Origin of the sequence: Maribacter sp. HS (assembly GCF_048059195.1) — a bacterium.
Taxonomy (GTDB): domain Bacteria; phylum Bacteroidota; class Bacteroidia; order Flavobacteriales; family Flavobacteriaceae; genus Maribacter; species Maribacter dokdonensis.
Genome location: NZ_JAYLVV010000012.1, coordinates 16,287 through 32,412 on the forward strand (window position 1 = coordinate 16,287; position 16,126 = coordinate 32,412).

General features: G+C 35.8%; 14 protein-coding genes. 7 read left to right on the top strand and 7 right to left on the bottom strand.

Annotated features, from left to right (window positions below):
* Positions 1-18: 18 nt before the first annotated feature.
* Together VBZ51_RS18725 and VBZ51_RS18730 are read left to right on the top strand one after the other, a co-directional pair.
* A complete protein-coding gene (locus tag VBZ51_RS18725; RefSeq protein ID WP_416577937.1) occupies positions 19-978 on the top strand; it encodes a GSCFA domain-containing protein in 960 nt (319 codons plus the stop codon).
* Positions 975-1,601 (top strand): DUF4230 domain-containing protein, encoded by a 627-nt coding sequence (locus tag VBZ51_RS18730; protein ID WP_416577938.1) that lies wholly within the window; start codon positions 975-977, stop codon positions 1,599-1,601. Before VBZ51_RS18725 ends, VBZ51_RS18730 begins: the two co-directional genes overlap by 4 nt.
* On the opposite strand, the gene VBZ51_RS18735 is transcribed toward VBZ51_RS18730, so the two are convergent.
* Positions 1,579-3,342 carry an aromatic amino acid hydroxylase gene (locus VBZ51_RS18735; RefSeq protein WP_416577939.1) on the bottom strand — a complete coding sequence of 588 codons (1,764 nt, stop codon included), beginning with the start codon at positions 3,340-3,342 and terminating at the stop codon, positions 1,579-1,581. The genes VBZ51_RS18730 and VBZ51_RS18735 overlap by 23 nt on opposite strands.
* A 165-nt stretch (positions 3,343-3,507) precedes the next feature.
* Between VBZ51_RS18735 and VBZ51_RS18740 the strand changes: the two genes are divergently transcribed.
* On the top strand, positions 3,508-3,972 hold the full coding sequence (locus VBZ51_RS18740; protein WP_300024279.1) for an Lrp/AsnC family transcriptional regulator: 465 nt from the start codon (positions 3,508-3,510) through the stop codon (positions 3,970-3,972).
* Positions 3,973-4,030: 58 nt separating this feature from the next.
* On the opposite strand, the gene VBZ51_RS18745 is transcribed toward VBZ51_RS18740, so the two are convergent.
* A complete protein-coding gene (locus VBZ51_RS18745) occupies positions 4,031-4,600 on the bottom strand; it encodes a DUF4136 domain-containing protein (RefSeq protein ID WP_416577940.1) in 570 nt (189 codons plus the stop codon).
* A 75-nt stretch (positions 4,601-4,675) separates the two neighbouring features.
* Complete coding sequence (locus tag VBZ51_RS18750; RefSeq protein WP_167342570.1) at positions 4,676-4,834, bottom strand: DUF5522 domain-containing protein; 159 nt, start codon at positions 4,832-4,834, stop codon at positions 4,676-4,678.
* Between the two features lie 197 nt (positions 4,835-5,031).
* Here VBZ51_RS18750 and VBZ51_RS18755 point away from each other — a divergent pair, with 197 nt between their 5' ends.
* From VBZ51_RS18755 to hemL, 4 genes are read left to right on the top strand one after another with little or no spacing between them, the layout of a single operon-like run.
* On the top strand, positions 5,032-5,361 hold the full coding sequence (locus VBZ51_RS18755) for a hypothetical protein (protein WP_058105230.1): 330 nt from the start codon (positions 5,032-5,034) through the stop codon (positions 5,359-5,361).
* A 12-nt stretch (positions 5,362-5,373) separates the two neighbouring features.
* Positions 5,374-6,279: a 1-aminocyclopropane-1-carboxylate deaminase/D-cysteine desulfhydrase gene (locus VBZ51_RS18760; RefSeq protein WP_416577941.1), complete on the top strand. Its 906-nt coding sequence runs from the start codon at positions 5,374-5,376 to the stop codon at positions 6,277-6,279.
* A complete protein-coding gene (locus tag VBZ51_RS18765) occupies positions 6,276-7,100 on the top strand; it encodes a glucosaminidase domain-containing protein (RefSeq protein ID WP_071340259.1) in 825 nt (274 codons plus the stop codon). Before VBZ51_RS18760 ends, VBZ51_RS18765 begins: the two co-directional genes overlap by 4 nt.
* A gap of 19 nt (positions 7,101-7,119) precedes the next feature.
* Positions 7,120-8,400 carry a glutamate-1-semialdehyde 2,1-aminomutase gene (gene hemL, locus VBZ51_RS18770; protein ID WP_416577942.1) on the top strand — a complete coding sequence of 427 codons (1,281 nt, stop codon included), beginning with the start codon at positions 7,120-7,122 and terminating at the stop codon, positions 8,398-8,400.
* Positions 8,401-8,455: 55 nt separating this feature from the next.
* On the opposite strand, the gene VBZ51_RS18775 is transcribed toward hemL, so the two are convergent.
* The 4 genes from VBZ51_RS18775 to VBZ51_RS18790 form a co-directional block, all read right to left on the bottom strand.
* Positions 8,456-12,385 (bottom strand): DUF2194 domain-containing protein, encoded by a 3,930-nt coding sequence (locus VBZ51_RS18775; RefSeq protein WP_416577943.1) that lies wholly within the window; start codon positions 12,383-12,385, stop codon positions 8,456-8,458.
* Positions 12,386-12,625: 240 nt separating this feature from the next.
* Entirely contained in the window at positions 12,626-13,075 is a 450-nt protein-coding gene (locus tag VBZ51_RS18780) for a hypothetical protein (RefSeq protein ID WP_348361111.1), read from the bottom strand.
* A 161-nt stretch (positions 13,076-13,236) separates the two neighbouring features.
* On the bottom strand, positions 13,237-13,416 hold the full coding sequence (locus tag VBZ51_RS18785; RefSeq protein WP_139254354.1) for a hypothetical protein: 180 nt from the start codon (positions 13,414-13,416) through the stop codon (positions 13,237-13,239).
* A gap of 181 nt (positions 13,417-13,597) precedes the next feature.
* Positions 13,598-16,087, bottom strand: coding sequence for a zinc-dependent metalloprotease (locus tag VBZ51_RS18790; protein ID WP_416577944.1), 2,490 nt, complete (start codon positions 16,085-16,087; stop codon positions 13,598-13,600).
* Positions 16,088-16,126: the final 39 nt, after the last annotated feature.

The following is a 16,126-nucleotide window of genomic DNA, read 5'->3' on the forward strand; positions in this document are numbered from 1 at the left end:
ACGATAAGGAATCAAAAAATGAATCTCTTAACTGAAATACCTTTATCTAAAGCTAATAATCCTATTGACTATTCTAGTCAGTTATTATTGTTGGGCTCTTGTTTTTCTGAAAATATAGGGGCTAAGCTATCTTATTACAAATTTCAGGGAATACAGAATCCGTTTGGGATATTGTTTCATCCTTTGGCAATTGAAAGGTTGATTGAAAAGTCTGTCAATCAAGAATTATTTACTGAAGAAGATGTGTTTAACGAGAATGAACAATGGCATAGTTTTGATGCGCATTCTAGCTTAAGTAATCCGTCCAAAGCACAAATTATTGCAGATTTAAATAATGCAATAGGTAGAACTTCAACGCAAGTAAATACAGCTAGTCATATCATTATCACTTTAGGTACCGCTTGGGTGTACCGCAAGAGTTCTAGCAATAAAGTAGTAGCAAATTGCCATAAAGTACCGCAGTCTAATTTTACTAAAGAGCTGTTAAGCGTTGAAGAGGCAGTTGAGAGTTTAAAACGAGTTATCACATTTGTGCAATCTGTAAATCCTACAGTACAATTTATTTTTACGGTATCACCTGTTAGGCACTTAAAGGACGGATTTCTGGAGAATCAAAGAAGTAAAGCGCATCTTATTGCCGCTATTCATCAGATTTTAAATGAGGATAGCGTATCTTATTTTCCTAGTTATGAATTAATGATGGATGAGTTACGTGATTATCGTTTTTATGCCAAAGATATGATTCACCCTAATGAGACGGCAATAGAGTATATCTGGGAGAAGTTTAGATTAGTTTGGATTAAAGATAGTATGGACGATCACATGAAAAAAGTTGATGAAATTCAACGTGGATTGCAACATCGACCTTTTAATCCCGATAGTGAAGCACACCAAAAATTTTTAACATCGTTACGTAGAAAGATTACGTATATACAGAAAGTGTATCCATTTATGGATTTCAAAATTTCAAAGGCATGAAAAAATTTATTGCAGGGGTTCTAATTACTTTAGCAATTGTATTGGTGGTTCGTTCCTGCAATGATGGTAAGGAGGATAAATCTATTCTTAAAGAAAACTCCATGCTCATTCAACAAGAAATTACCAACGTTTCCAAGTTGGTGGTAACTGAGGGTCATTTTGCAGAAGTGTACAACTATAAAGATTCAAAAGAACTTTTTGGTCCGTTATTGCGGGCGGAAAAAAAGGCATTGGTTGTGGTAAATGCAGATGTAACCGTGGCTTATGATTTAAGTAATATAGAATTTGAAGTGGATGAGGCAACCAAAACGGTAAAAATCAAAAGCATACCAGAAGCAGAAATTAATCTGAATCCAGATTTTGAATACTACGATGTTACCGCAGATTATTTGAACCAGTTTGATGCTACCGATTATAATAAAATAAAGAAAACGGTAAATGCCTCGTTAATGAAAAAAGTGCAAGCTTCTTCATTATTGGGCAATGCGGAGAATAGACTAATTAGTGAGCTGCAGAAATTTTATATTCTTACCAATTCTATGGGTTGGCGATTAACCTACCAAGAACAGACCATAGAATCCTTAGAGGCACTGCAAGAAATTAAGCCAGGGATTTTACCGTAGCTAATGCTAATCCGTCATCAATTAATTGCCCTAGTTTGGGTTGGTCAAGTTTAATATTTTCAAGGTGTCGCTCTATATTTTTTGCTAATTTGTCATCATTACTTTTTATGGCCAGTTCATAAATTTCCACGGGCAATAACCAATCTGTTGGGTATTTTTCCTGTATTTCCTGAAAAATTTTTGTTCTGGAAACAATGGTGTTTTTTCCCTCTCTAAAATCCCTGATTGTCTTATAATAAGATTCTAGTTCATTTAAACCTTCTTGATCTTTGCTAACACTACTAGGGCTTAAAGAATGGTCTAAAAGGTCAAAACTATGTAAATCTGCGGGACCATGATAAGCAGAAACTATGCCTTCACCAATTGCCATATTGTACAGTTCATCGTTAGATTCAAAAAGGGTGGTTTCATTGTGGGTTACCTTACAATTTTCAAAAGTAATTAAGATAATTCTACCTTGAAGATTACGTGTGCCAGTAACTATTTTACCGGTAACATTGATTCCGCCAATAAAATCTAACGAAACAATTTCACCTTCATAAATCTTATATGCTTTAAGGTCGCGCGGACTCATATCCTCAATGGGTATGTTAATGCCTTTAAGTCGTCCTATTGGTGATCCAAAACCGGTTTCATGCTGATTGATATCTTGCCCTACCAACTCTTTTTCTCGGTATGCTAAAGCAGATTTACCCTTCGTTTGAAAGTATATAGGTTTGCCTTCATGAGAAATCAATGATTCAAAATTACCGGATACTTGTAATCCAGTACTTAGTTCAATTGTCCCTAGTTCTTTTGAGTCTATAAGTTTCTGTAAACCTGAAAGTCCGCCCTTTCGTAAAGCCATTGTATTTGCAAAGTCTTCAAGAACCTGACTCAAAAAAGCAAAATCTGGAGTAACAAAAAGTTGTGGTTGAGGTTTGGTGATATCAAAAGAGGTTCTTGCCGCTTCAATGGAATAAGGCAGTTTTTTTACATTATCTGTCATGCACCACTGGCTTTCACCAATAGAGGATAAAAGTCCCGCTCCGTAAATCTTTGGGTCCTCTAAAGGGCCTATAAGTCCGTATTCCACGGTCCACCAATGCAAGTTTCTAATAAGCGCCATTTCGCTGGGTTCGCCCATATTGTCCTGAAGAAATTCAATATGCTTTTCAGACTTCTGAATTTCTTCCATTGGTGTGCCTTTAGCTTCTTTAATAATGGATAGATGGCGTACAGCTTCGTATAATTCAAAATCTTTAGCACTAGATATAGCTTTACAGCCAATTTCACCAAATCGCCTTAAATATGCAGCATATTCAGGGTTGGCAATAATAGGCGCATGGCCCGCTCCTTCATGAATAATATCTGGGGCAGGGGTATAGGCAATATTCTCTAATTGGCGAATATCAGAAGCTATAACTAGAACATTATAGGCTTGGAACTCCATAAAAGCGGCTGGTGGAATAAAGCCATCTACAGCAACGGCGGCCCAGCCTAAATCTTTTAAAATACGGTTCATGCCATACATGTTTGGAATGTTGTCTATGGAGATGCCTGTTTTACGTAAGCCTTCCGTATATGATTTATGGGCAACTTGGCTAAGGTAATCTACATTTTTGCGCATCACATATCTCCAAACAGCTTGGTTTATAGGGGTGTAATCCTCATAGTTTTGAGGTTTAATGTATTGCCTTAAATGTGATGGAAGTTTATCCAAAATAGGATTGCTTTCATATGTAGAAGAAAATTCACCCATAATTATACTTTTAAAGCTTATATTATTTCTATTAAATATAGGATTATAGGACTAATTAAATGTTAAATTTGATTTAATTAGGAAATAAGACTTTAAAGTTATAATTTAAATGTAATTATTACTTTGTAGGGTTCTCGAGGGACCGTTAATCAGGAAAATATTTTGATGGAAAAATTAGATTTTATAGATAGGGAGATATTAAAGATTTTGCAGAAAGATGCAAAAATTGGTGCCAAGGCAATTGCAGAGCAACTTGGAATGACAAAAACACCAGTATATGAACGTATTAAACGTCTTGAGCAAGATGGGTTTATAAAGAACTATGTAGCTATTTTGGATAAGGACAAAATTGAGGATAGCATAACGGTTTTTAGCTTTGTTTCTTTAGAGGCTCAAAAAGGCGCAATGATGGATGATTTTTTTGAGCAGGTAAAAAAGTATCCTGAAGTGGTAGAATGCTTTGTAGTTGGTGGCGAGTTTGATTTTCTCCTTAAAGTTGTAGTTGCCAACCTTGATGCCTATTATAATTTCGCAAAATTTAAGATAGCTTCTTTACCAAGTATTGGTGGTGTTAAGAGCGCTTTTGTTTTAAATGAGGTAAAGAATGATACGCATTTTCCATTATTATAAATAAAAAAGGCTCGCAGATGAATTCATCTGCAAGCCCTAATTTTATAAGTAGTGTTTATTATTTCATTGCAACCGCATTAGGTGGGTATTGCTCTAGAATTTGAGATACAAATTCTCTAATTCGTTCTTCTTTTTTGGCTATATTCTTGGTGTTTGATAGTGTTCCCACACCTTTACCTTGCCATACCAGTTCGTTTGTATTGTTATCTATTAGGTCAATATAAAGAGAACCCTGTGTGCTGGCACTTACGCTAGTACCGCCCCAGCCAAAACCAGGTCCCCAAGCCCATGGGTTGTAACCCCATCCCCAGGCACCGCCCCAACCGTAGTTGTTATTATAAACATCAACGCGTTCTTGCTCTTTGGTAAAAATACTGACCAAAAGATCTGGCTTTTCGGATTTTACGAAACCTCTAGAACTCATTTCGGTTTCAATAGCGCGTAGAATTCGTTTTTTGTCCAAGTCGGATATTTGTGCTTTGTCTATTCCTGTTTTATAAAATGCATATGTTTTATAACCATTGAAATCAGCTTTCTGGTCATAATCTGAAAGTACGCTTACAGATGAACAGGAAGTAATAAAAATTAAAAGAATTAGCGGTAAGCCAAGTAGTTTGATGTTTTTCATAACGTTATATATTTTAAGTACTTAATTTTCTCTAGTTGAAATAATCACAAATATCATGCCGAGCTATGTTAAAACTTATTGGGTATTTGTTTTTGGATCATAACCATAAGGACAATGTCTACAACCGCTTTCGCAACAATAGCCTCGCTTAAGATGATATTGTTTGGTAAAGACCCTATAACCGTTCTCAGACCAGTAAAAATCTCCCTCCTCGATCGGAATTATTTTCTTCATCGTAAAACATACTATTTAGGAATATAAAGTTACTTCTTTATGTTGATAACCTTGTTGTGTAATCTGTTCAAGTTATATACATAAGTACTTTAGCCCTATTTTAACCATTAATCGGTTTTGTTGGCAATAAAAACTGGTAATTTTTAGTTGAACTATTTTTGGCTTTATCTTTGTAATAGTATTACCAAAGTAATTCTATGATTCTGGTATTTAGACATTTCTTCTATAAAAATTATGTGGGTCTTTCACTTTGGCCTTTCATATTTCTAAAAAATGGAAGTTTAAAAAATGATGATGTACTTATAAATCACGAGAAAATTCATTTGCGTCAGCAGCAAGAATTATTGATCCTTCCTTTTTATATACTTTACCTTACAGAGTGGGCAATTAGAGCCGTTTGTTATTTGGATACCTATAAAGCTTATCAAAATCTCAGCTTTGAGAGAGAAGCTTACATGCATGAAAATGATATGGATTATTTGTCCAATCGCAAAACCTTTAGCTTTATTAAATATCTTTGGCGTTAAAAATCGCCCTTCTTGCATAGCTTCAATCAACTTGTTGAACTTCCCTTATTCGCTGAAAAGAATGTTACAGTAGTACTAAAGCGCGAAGATCTACTACATCCGTTTATATCTGGTAATAAATTTAGAAAGCTCAAATATAATATATTGGCTGCCCAAGCGGAAGGTAAGAACACGTTATTGACTTTTGGCGGTGCATTTTCCAATCATATTGCGGCAACAGCTTATGCCGCAAGAGAAAAGGGATTTAATGCTATTGGAATTATTCGTGGCCAAGAGCTGGAGCATACTTGGCAGTATAATGCAACTTTACATAAAGCCCATGAAGATGGCATGCAATTCAAATTTATCAGTAGAGAAGAATATAGGCAAAAGGAAGATATAAAGTTTATTGACCTATTAAGAAGTGAGTTTGGGGATTTTTATCTTGTGCCGGAAGGAGGTACGAATAGTTTGGCCATACAAGGGTGTGAAGAAATTTTAACCAAAGAAGATGAACTATTCAATTGTATTTGTACTAGTGTAGGTACTGGTGGTACTGTGTCTGGGTTGGTCAATGCTTCTTTTGCTAAGCAGCAAATCATTGGTTTTTCAGCATTAAAAGGAGCTTTTTTGAAGTCTGAAATAGAGAAGTTGGTACAGAAAGATAATTGGCAAATAAATAATGATTTTCATTTTGGCGGCTATGCCAAAATAACAGAAGAATTGGTAAAGTTCATTAATGAGTTTAAAGCAAAAACGCAAATTCCTTTAGATCCCGTTTATACCGGAAAAATGATGTTTGGGTTGTGTCAAATGATCCAGCATGATACTTTTGTGCCAGGATCAAAAATTTTGGCAATTCATACTGGTGGTCTGCAAGGTATTACTGGTATGAATAGTATACTGAAAAAGAAAAATTTACCTTTGTTGCATATATGAAAAAGATAATTTTATTGATTTTGTTGGTGGGCGTGGCGCTTACTTCATGTAAATCGAAAAAAAGATATTCGGATCAATTACGAACCAAGAATGTTCAAAATGAGCGAAGAAACTCTAAAGCGGATAGTCCTAATAAAGGGGAAAAGGCAGATTTGCCTGCTGAGCCTTCAAAATTTATTAGGTTTAAAATAGACTCACCAACCGAATACATAGAAACTTTTGCTGAAACTGCCCAACTAGAAATGATGGGGTATGGTATACCGGCAAGTATTACTTTGGCGCAGGGATTATTGGAGAGCGGTAATGGTAAAGGAGAATTGGCTATGAAAACCAACAATCATTTTGGTATTAAATGCCACAAAGGGTGGGAAGGTGATTACGATTTTCATGATGACGATGAAAAAGGGGAATGTTTTAGAAAATACAATCATCCTATGTATTCCTTTAGAGACCATAGTATATTTTTAACAACGAGGTCCAGGTATGCGTTCTTGTTCAATTTGAGACATACAGACTATAAAGGTTGGGCAAGGGGTTTGCGTAAAGCTGGTTATGCCACAGATCCAAAGTATCCGCAGAAATTAATTTATTTAATAGAGAAGTATGATTTGCATAAGTATGACAAGCAAATAAAAAAGGCTGGCTATACTGATAATACGGTGGTGGTTACTGGTGCGGACAATATTCATACGGTACAAAAAGGAGATACCCTGTACTCTTTGTCCAAAAAATATTATTTAAGTGTAGATGAGTTAATGCAGTTGAATAATCTGCGTAGCTCTGATCTGTCAATTGGACAGCCGCTTAAAGTCAAAAAGTAGTAAAAAATCAATAGAGCATATGATTTATCAAAGAAGTAGTGCCTTGTTTGCAGAGGCAAAGAAATATATACCAGGTGGCGTAAATTCACCGGTACGCGCATTTAAAGCAGTTGGTGGTGATCCAATATTCGTAAAAAAAGCGAAAGGAGCTTATTTGTATGATGAAGATGGTAATAAGCTTATAGACTACATAGCATCATGGGGTCCTTTAATATTGGGTCATGCCCATGAGCCTGTAATTAATGCAGTGGTTGAAAAGGCTAAGAACGGAACTTCGTTTGGTATGCCTACGGAAATTGAAACAGAGCTGGCGAAATTGGCTATATCAATGGTGCCCAATATGGATAAGATCAGGTTTGTTAATAGTGGAACAGAAGCCTGTATGAGTGCTGTACGTTTGGCAAGAGGCTTTACCGGTAGAGAAAAAATAATAAAATTTGCCGGATGTTACCACGGACATTCAGATTCGTTTTTGATTCAAGCGGGTAGTGGCGCGGTTACCTTTGGTAGTCCCAATAGTCCGGGTGTAACACAGGGTACGGCAAAGGATACGTTGTTGGCGGTTTATAATGATTTGAGCGGTGTAAAGGAGTTGGTAAAAGCCAATAAAGGAGAACTGGCAGCAATTATTATAGAGCCTATAGCAGGTAATATGGGGTGCATAATACCTACGGATGAATTTATTCAAGGACTTCGTGAAATCTGTACTCAAGAAGGAATTTTATTGATTTTTGATGAAGTTATGACAGGCTTTCGTCTAGCGAAAGGTGGGGCTCAAGAAGTACTTGGTATAAAAGCGGATATAGTCACTTACGGAAAAGTAATCGGTGGTGGATTACCTGTAGGGGCCTTTGCTGCAAGAACGGAGATAATGGATTATCTGGCTCCTGACGGACCCGTTTATCAAGCTGGTACTTTAAGTGGTAATCCTCTTGCTATGAGTGCCGGATTGGCAATGTTGACAGAATTGAACAATAACCCTGGGGTATTTAAAAGTCTTGCCGATAAAACCGAATACTTACATAAGGGCATTGCAGAGGTATTGAAAGAAAAGAATGTTGACCATCAAATTAACCGATATGGTAGTATGATTTCCGTTCATTTTACCAATGAGCCAGTAGTAGACTTTACTTCATCTGCCAAGGGCAATAATGAAACGTTTAAAAAGTATTTTCACGGTATGTTGAATAAGGGTATTTACTTGCCCCCAAGTGCTTTTGAAAGCTATTTTTTAAATGATGCTTTAAGTTACGAAGATTTAGATGCAACTATCAATGCGTTAAAAGAAATAGAATTATAAATAGAACAATTATATTGTAAATTTAAAGAAAGCCCTGTTTTCAGGGCTTTCTTTATTATTTGAAATTATACTGAATACCCAGCTGAACGGTGTTAGAGAAAAACCGGTCAATAGTAAAATACGAGTAATTTAAATGTACGGTTGTAAAATTCTTGATCCTGTAAGATAGTTTACCTTCGTAACGCTGAAAGCTATCTTCTTCCTGCTCGGCAAAAAGTGAAAAGTCGCTTTGCCAATTAAAATCTGAATCTTCGTTACCAATGGTGAATTGTAATCCTCCACCGGCATAAAGTCTATCTTCGGTAAGCCAGTAAGGAAAACCGTCTCTTCTCTCTTCAGAGCCAACACCGTAAGCACCTTCTATTAATGGACCAAATTTAAATTTGTCCAAATTCAGCAAATTATATTTTACTCTGGTGCCACCAATAGCGTAGTATTGACTATCAGTGTAGTAATCTGCTTTTACATAAAATTGGTGATCTAGGTTAGATGAGTATTCAAACTCCTGTGCTGCTTTTACCTGAATATCATAAATGTTTAATTCGTAACCCGGTCCTGTAGTAACGGGGTGTACTTTTAAAGCTAATGATGATGTACTATTGTCACCAATAAAATCTATACCGGTATTAAAATGAAAGAATACTTTATTAAAATTATCTAATTCTACTTTGGCGCCAACGGAAAAAGGTTTCTTCTCATTAGACTCTGTTTTATATTGATAGGCAACACCCAGTAAATCTCTATCAATATCATTAGGTACTATAGTGTCCTTAAGAACTGAATATGCGGTACCTTGGACAATTGAGAATTTATGAAAGTCGAGTTTTGTATTATAAAAACCAAAATGGAAGGCGTTGTTGAACAAGGTTGGGTTAAATTCATCTGCAATAGCAGATGAGGTAAGTCCTATGGAGTGCCCTTTCTTTTTTCTAGCTTCAATTTCAGATTTTTTTACAATAGCGTCATCCATTAAAACTTTGTACTTGCTTACATATAAAGATTGCTTTTCGTTAGTTTCAGATTTTACCTCATTGTTGAATGCAATTTTAAAATCGGGATCAATTTTGTTCTGTGGTATGCTCAAGGCTATTTTACCTGCACCATCTACATCACCCTTTAATAACAATAATTTCACCATATGGTTCATGGTATTATAATCTCTAGGATTTTTTTCTATATGTTTGGCATATACTTGTTTTAAATACCGACCATTGGCGTATTCAAGATTCCAATCTAAAATATATTTAATAGAAATGGTGTTGGTACACGTGCTCCAGTCTAAAGCTTTCTGGTATTGTGAGTATTGCGCAAATAAAAGAGCAATGTTCTTTGATAGTCTAATTAAATCGGGTCTGCAGGGCTCTATTTCTTGGGCTTCCTCTAAGGCTTTGTCTGGATCATTGACCAGTAGATATCTTAGATAGTACTCAAAGTCTGTAAATTTCTTACTTGCAATGGTCTTTGTTTTTTCTTTCCATTCCTTAACCACTTCTGGAGAAATATTTCCACATTTTTGCCAAAGTTCTGCCTTGTCAAAATTAAGTTTCTCTGCATATGCTTCACTAATTGAAGTGGCCAGATCTTTATTGGATATACTACAAGGTGCTATCTCATCTAGTTTCTGTAGCAAATCATCTTTATTGGATTTTACCAAAAAATCGTAGTATGTATGTTGGTTCTCATCAGTTGGTTCTAAAGAATATAGAACGCTAAGTACTTGTTCTATAATTTCGGTATTGTCTTCGGTATTAAAATTTTGATAATATTCTTTAAGAAGGGCGGGGTCATTTTGTCCCCATTCCATCTGTCTCTCTATCCACATTTTTTTAATGGTAGGTGTTGGGTAATTACTGACAATACTAATGTCCCTAGAAAAATCTGCATAAGAACTTGATGGGTTTTTTAAATATAGCTGGTCTAATTGTGACCAAAGCTCTTCGGTTTTGCCTTGAGCCTCCATACCTTCTGCATAAGTAACTATTTCTTGGCTGTTAATGAATTTATTATTGTCAAATAATTTTTCCATTAAGTTTGTTGCCTCTTTGGTTTTTTCTTCAACCACCAATCTGTTGATTTTTTTCTTTAAAGGCACCATGGTCTGCTTACTCCGGTTATAAGCTTTATAATCGTTATTTGTATTGGTGATTAAAGTTGAGGTTGTACCAATTAATGTTCTAATTTCTGGTCGTATATCTGGTACACTTAAATTTGGGGACTTTGTTTTAATGCTATATAGAAAACCATTTAAAAATGGGGTTGCGCTAAATTCTGTCTGGTCAAAGAATAATTTTTCATGTACTTTGACATTGTTATGTTCGCTAACGTACATTAACCAATAAGAGTCTTTATTGGCATCTGAGTTTAAGGAACTAGATACTTCATACTGACCTTCATAACTTAAATGACGAATACTTTGATAGCGCCAATCCATAACTGCCTCTGTAGATTTTTTAGCGGTTAAGAATTGCATTTGGGGGTGTCTTTTCTTGTAGTCTGCAATATGGTTTTTAAGTGAATTGATTGCATTGTCGGCATTTACCATTTCAACAGCATCTTCAGTACTTAAGGCGTGAGACCAAATTCCTGTATATAGATAGGTAGATTCTATAGCCCATAATTCTTTATCTGAAATGGTATAACCACTACTTAAACGTGGATAATCAAAAAATCTATTGTTCAATGGGTCTGGGTCAAACTCCCTGTTACCACCTTTATATAAATCTCCTAAGAAAGAGGTATGAACAAAGTTTAAACTAGGAAAACCTTTTTTTAATGATATTAGTCCTAAACTATCAATTTTATTATTTGGTGCCACATATGATGTGGGTAAGGACTTGGATATATTTTCTTCCCATTTTTTCTCAGACGCCTTTATATTTTCAAGAATTTGATCAGTGTCTTGCCATAATTCTTTAGACAATGAAAGATGGTTATAACCACGAAAACCTAATTCATGACCACGGTTGGTAAACTCGTTGATCATCCATTTATTGGTACCATCTTCATTTTTTCCATCCAATAGCCCAGTTTGGTCCCAACTTTTAAAGTTAGCCTCACCGGTGTTCTTGTCATCGGCATTAAAAGTTACATATGCAGAGAATTTTATATCTTCTTCTTGGGAAAACTTTTTCATTTTAGGCCACCAATCTTTTTTTAAGAACTCAGATTTTCCCTCTCCATTTTTTAAGGTTATGGCTTTGCCATTTTCGTCATAAACAGCTGATGGAAAATCATCAAGAAAAAGCGTTCCAATATTTGCAATTGGGTAGGGTATGCCTTCAAGTCCAAGCAAACTGGCTGAAAATAACAATCCCCTCATTTCTTTTTTAAGTACTTGGGATGAATTGTACAGGATGACCTTACCATTGCCAATTTGATTTTCAACTAAAACAGGGTAATTGTTATCATTATATGCAGATACCAGTACATTAACGTTACTGGAGAAATTGGAAGTATTGAAACCTAAATGGGTTGTTTCATTATCAAAGCCGCGACCTTGCATACCTGGAAACAAAGGTTTGTTAAAGAACAGGCCCGATGCTACTTTGTTCGTAGACCAATCAGCCCCAGGGGTCATGCCAAAAAAATAAGACATACGTTCATCTTTTGCTGCTTTGGTAATCAATAAGGTTCCACCTTTTGAAACGAACTTTAAGAGACTGTCAATGGCAATGGTACTTAAACCTGCAGTTTCATGAACGGTAACGACCCTTGTGGTTGGTGCAATATTCAACTTTTCGTTAAATTGATTTACCCATAACGTTTTGTGTGCAATTTTAGAATAGTCAAAAGCTTTTGCTAAGTTTTCAGTTTCTAAAATAGCGCTATAATTTGTTGGCTCTATTAAAAACTGAACCAAAGGCTCCTCTGTACTTTTTTCCGGAATATTAAATTTGTTATTAGACTTGTAAAGTTCTTGTTGGCAACCGGTTAAAAGAGTAAAGGCTATAAGTAGAGATAAATAACCTATTTTTTTTGCTATCATGGTTTGGTGTCTTAAAATCTAAATTGAGAGGCATGTTGCTGTCTTCAATTTGAAGATTCTAAGTACAAGCATAAAGGTGTTAGCTTAAAATTTATTGGTCAAATATGCAATTTCATCCATGAATGTATGGTTTAAGGGTTTAGCCTTGGTTTATAAGGTGTTTTGGAAAGTTTGAGATATCGATTAAATGCAAAAAAGACCTGCCGAAAGCAAGTCTTTTTTTTGGGTTTATATAAGCATCTATTGTCTGGCAGATCGTTTTCCTTTTCTACCTTCATTGTTTTTACCTCGCATTTTTTGTTTATGGTCCATTTTTTCCCATTTTTCATATTGCTCGTCATCAAGTATAGATTTCATTTGCTCTTTTCTGGCAATCTGATGGTCTAAGCGCTCATTTTGCATAGCGTACTTTTCTTCTGCGGTCAATACCTTTTTACCTTCCTCTTTTTGGGCTTTTCTCTCTTCCATTTTTGTTTTTCGAGCAGTGGCATCTTCAGTAAGTATTGCTTTGATTTTTCCTTGTTGAGATTCATTGAGATCTAAGGCCAAAGTCATTTTTTTGGTCTGAATAGTTGCTACTTGTTCAGGAGTCAAATCTTTCATGTCACCTCTTTTTCCTTTTCTTTGGTGATCTTGTGCCGTTGCGGTTATGCCTGCCATAATCAATATGGCCATTACTAATTTTTTCATGTTTATTTTTTTATGTATTTGTTACTTTGACATGAAATTTTCAATTAGGTTTAAGCGTAATTTAATTTTTAATAGTTTTTTAACGGAAAAAGATAAATTATGATAATTAAAAAGCGCGGCTTTTGGGTCGCGCTTTTAAGTAGGTATGTTCTTTGAATTTTTTAATTGGTCTGTGTTCGTCCTTCCATCGTTTTGTATGGATTAATAACGATGTCAGCCTCTTGTTCGTAGGTGTTTGTTACAATATCTTCTTTAACGGTATCATTTGTGTTCTGGTGATAAACAACAGAAGCACAGATAAAACAAGCTAGGTAGATAAGACTTTTTACTTTATTGGTCATGATTTGGGGGTTTTAAATTCTTTACTAATCTAAAAAAGATAAACGCATGAAAAAGCCCATTGTTGTGTAATGGGCTTTTTTTGATGTCTAGAATATTTAAAATGTGGTTAACACATTTCATTCATCGATGATATTGGTTTTTCATCGATAACGTTGAAATCTTGACCACAATTACATGCAATTATTTAGGGTCTAAAATATCGTTAATACGCTCAGAAACATCGTCGTAATGATATTTTGTCATCAAGTCAGAGGTTCTGTTACGTGCGTTTCTAATATCGCGCTTCAAAATATTCAATTCGGCTCTCGCAATGGTTCGAATATCAGATTGACTGGTGTTGACAACTGTTGATTTTCTGTAGCCACCAAAATCCGAAGCTTTGGCTTGATTTTCTGCAGTCAACAAATATGCTAAACGGTCAATATGGGCTTTTTGTAGGTTCCTTCTATAAGTATCTACCGTTTTGCCACTCCTTGTTTCAGACCATATACCTTTTCTTAATTCGCTCATCATTTGGGCAAGGGAATAAGCTTCGGACTTATCCATTGTTTCATTTTCTATCAACCTTGCCATTTTGCCTAAGCTTAATACATTATTTAATGTACGTACTTGCATAGCCCGCATTTGTTCTAAAAAGCCAGAGTACTCTGTACGCTCCAAAATATCTTGGTCTAGCATCCACATTGGAGTATTAAATAACTGTTCTTGAAGAAAAGCCATGGCTCTTTGCTGGCGTTCTTTAGGTACGGCGGTATACACGGCGCCATCTTGGTCATAGGTTTTGTGGTGCTCATATACGCCCCCAATATTATTGGAAACATGGCCCATATATCTATTGAACTGAGCGAATACTTGCCCATAAAGTTTATCAAGGTCTTCATAGTTCTTACCATCTTCTGCGGTCCACTCTATGAGTTTGGGAACAATTCTTTTTAAATTGGCAATACCGTATTCACTAGCTTTCATAGCATCATCTCCCAAATCTTCGGTCTGTGAACTTGGGTCAACTATATCACCTACTTGTTGGTGACCAAAACGGTAAAGAGGGTCACCTGCATGTTTTAAGATCCACTGGTCCAAAATAGCTTTCTCTTCTTCTGCGGTAGTGTTTAAAATTGGTTTGTATCCCCATTGAATGGCATATTTATCATATACCCCAATATCTGGCATTAAGGCAACACCTTCATCGCCAGGTTGCGCAATGTAGTTAAAACGGGCATAATCCATTATTGATGGTGCCGTACCATATTTTTTTGTGAACTTCTTAGAACGAAGGGAGTCTACAGGGTATGCAACACTACTGCCCATATTATGTGGAAGCCCAAGCGTGTGACCAACTTCATGTGATGATACAAATCTAATTAAGCGACCCATGACTTCATCATCAAAAGATACACCTCTGGCAGCAGGATTGATAGCTGCTGTTTGTACAAAGTACCAGTTTCTCAATAAGGTCATTACATTATGGTACCAATTAATATCAGATTCTAATATTTCACCACTGCGGGGATCGCTAACATGCGGACCATTGGCATTTGGTATAGGTGATGCTAAATAACGAACCACTGAATAACGCACATCTTCAGGAGACCATTCTGGATCTTCTTCAACTGTAGGTGGTTCTTTTGCAATTATGGCGTTCTTAAAACCTGCAGCTTCAAAAGCGGTTTGCCAATCTTCAATACCTTGCTTAATAAAAGGTACCCATTTTCTAGGTGTAGCCCTATCTACATAGTATACAATTTGCTTTTTTGGTTCAACTAGTTCGCCATTTTTGAATTTCTCTATATCCTCATCTTTAACCTCTAAGCGCCATCTATCTAAAAACTTGATCGTTTTGCTCTCTTGAGCATCTAGACCATAATCTACTTGTCCACGTGCAAACCAACCTACACGCTCATCAAAATATCTGCGTTTCATAGGTTCTTCAGGTAATAGTACCATAGAGTTATTGATTTCCACAGAAATTGAACCTAAGGTAGAATTACTTGGAGGGTTGCTCGCCAAATACGTTTTCACATGGCGTACTTCAACATTTAATGGGTAACTCTTAATAGATTCTATATACCCTCTGCCTTCATCTAAACGAGATACTTTATATCTTTTGCGATATCTATCTGGCATACCAAAAGCTTTGGTGTCCTTCGTAAAAATATCGTTTACTTCGATTACGGTTGTAGGGTTGAGCGAGTCTTTCTGAATAGCTTTAATATCGAAGGAGAATAAAACCGGTTCAAAGTTTGAATTTACAACGGCTTCATGTACCGGTAAAGAATCTGCGGCAACAACATCATGGGATACTACACGAAGTAATACTTTTTTATCTTTCTTTTCCCAGCGAAGTACTTGGGTGTTTATTTTTCCACCACCAAAACCAATGCCCGATGCAGTTTTGGAAATACGACTAACCATCAGCATTTCTTTATTGAATAGGGAATCTGGAATTTCAAAATAGTGATTTTCATCTACTACGTGGGTAGTAAATAAACCAGCATCACTTTTGGCATCTTTTGTTATAACCTTGTTATAAGGTTGAATTTTATCTTTAGAAGGCTTGTTAGCTTCTTGTTCCGTGTTTTTCTTTTTCTTTTTGAAAATTTGGGCGTCAGCATTCTGGTAGCCAAAAACACACAGTAATAGTAATAATTTTACAAGTAATTTTCTTTTCATTTGTGAGTTAGTTAGGTAATCTTCCAAAGATTGAAATAA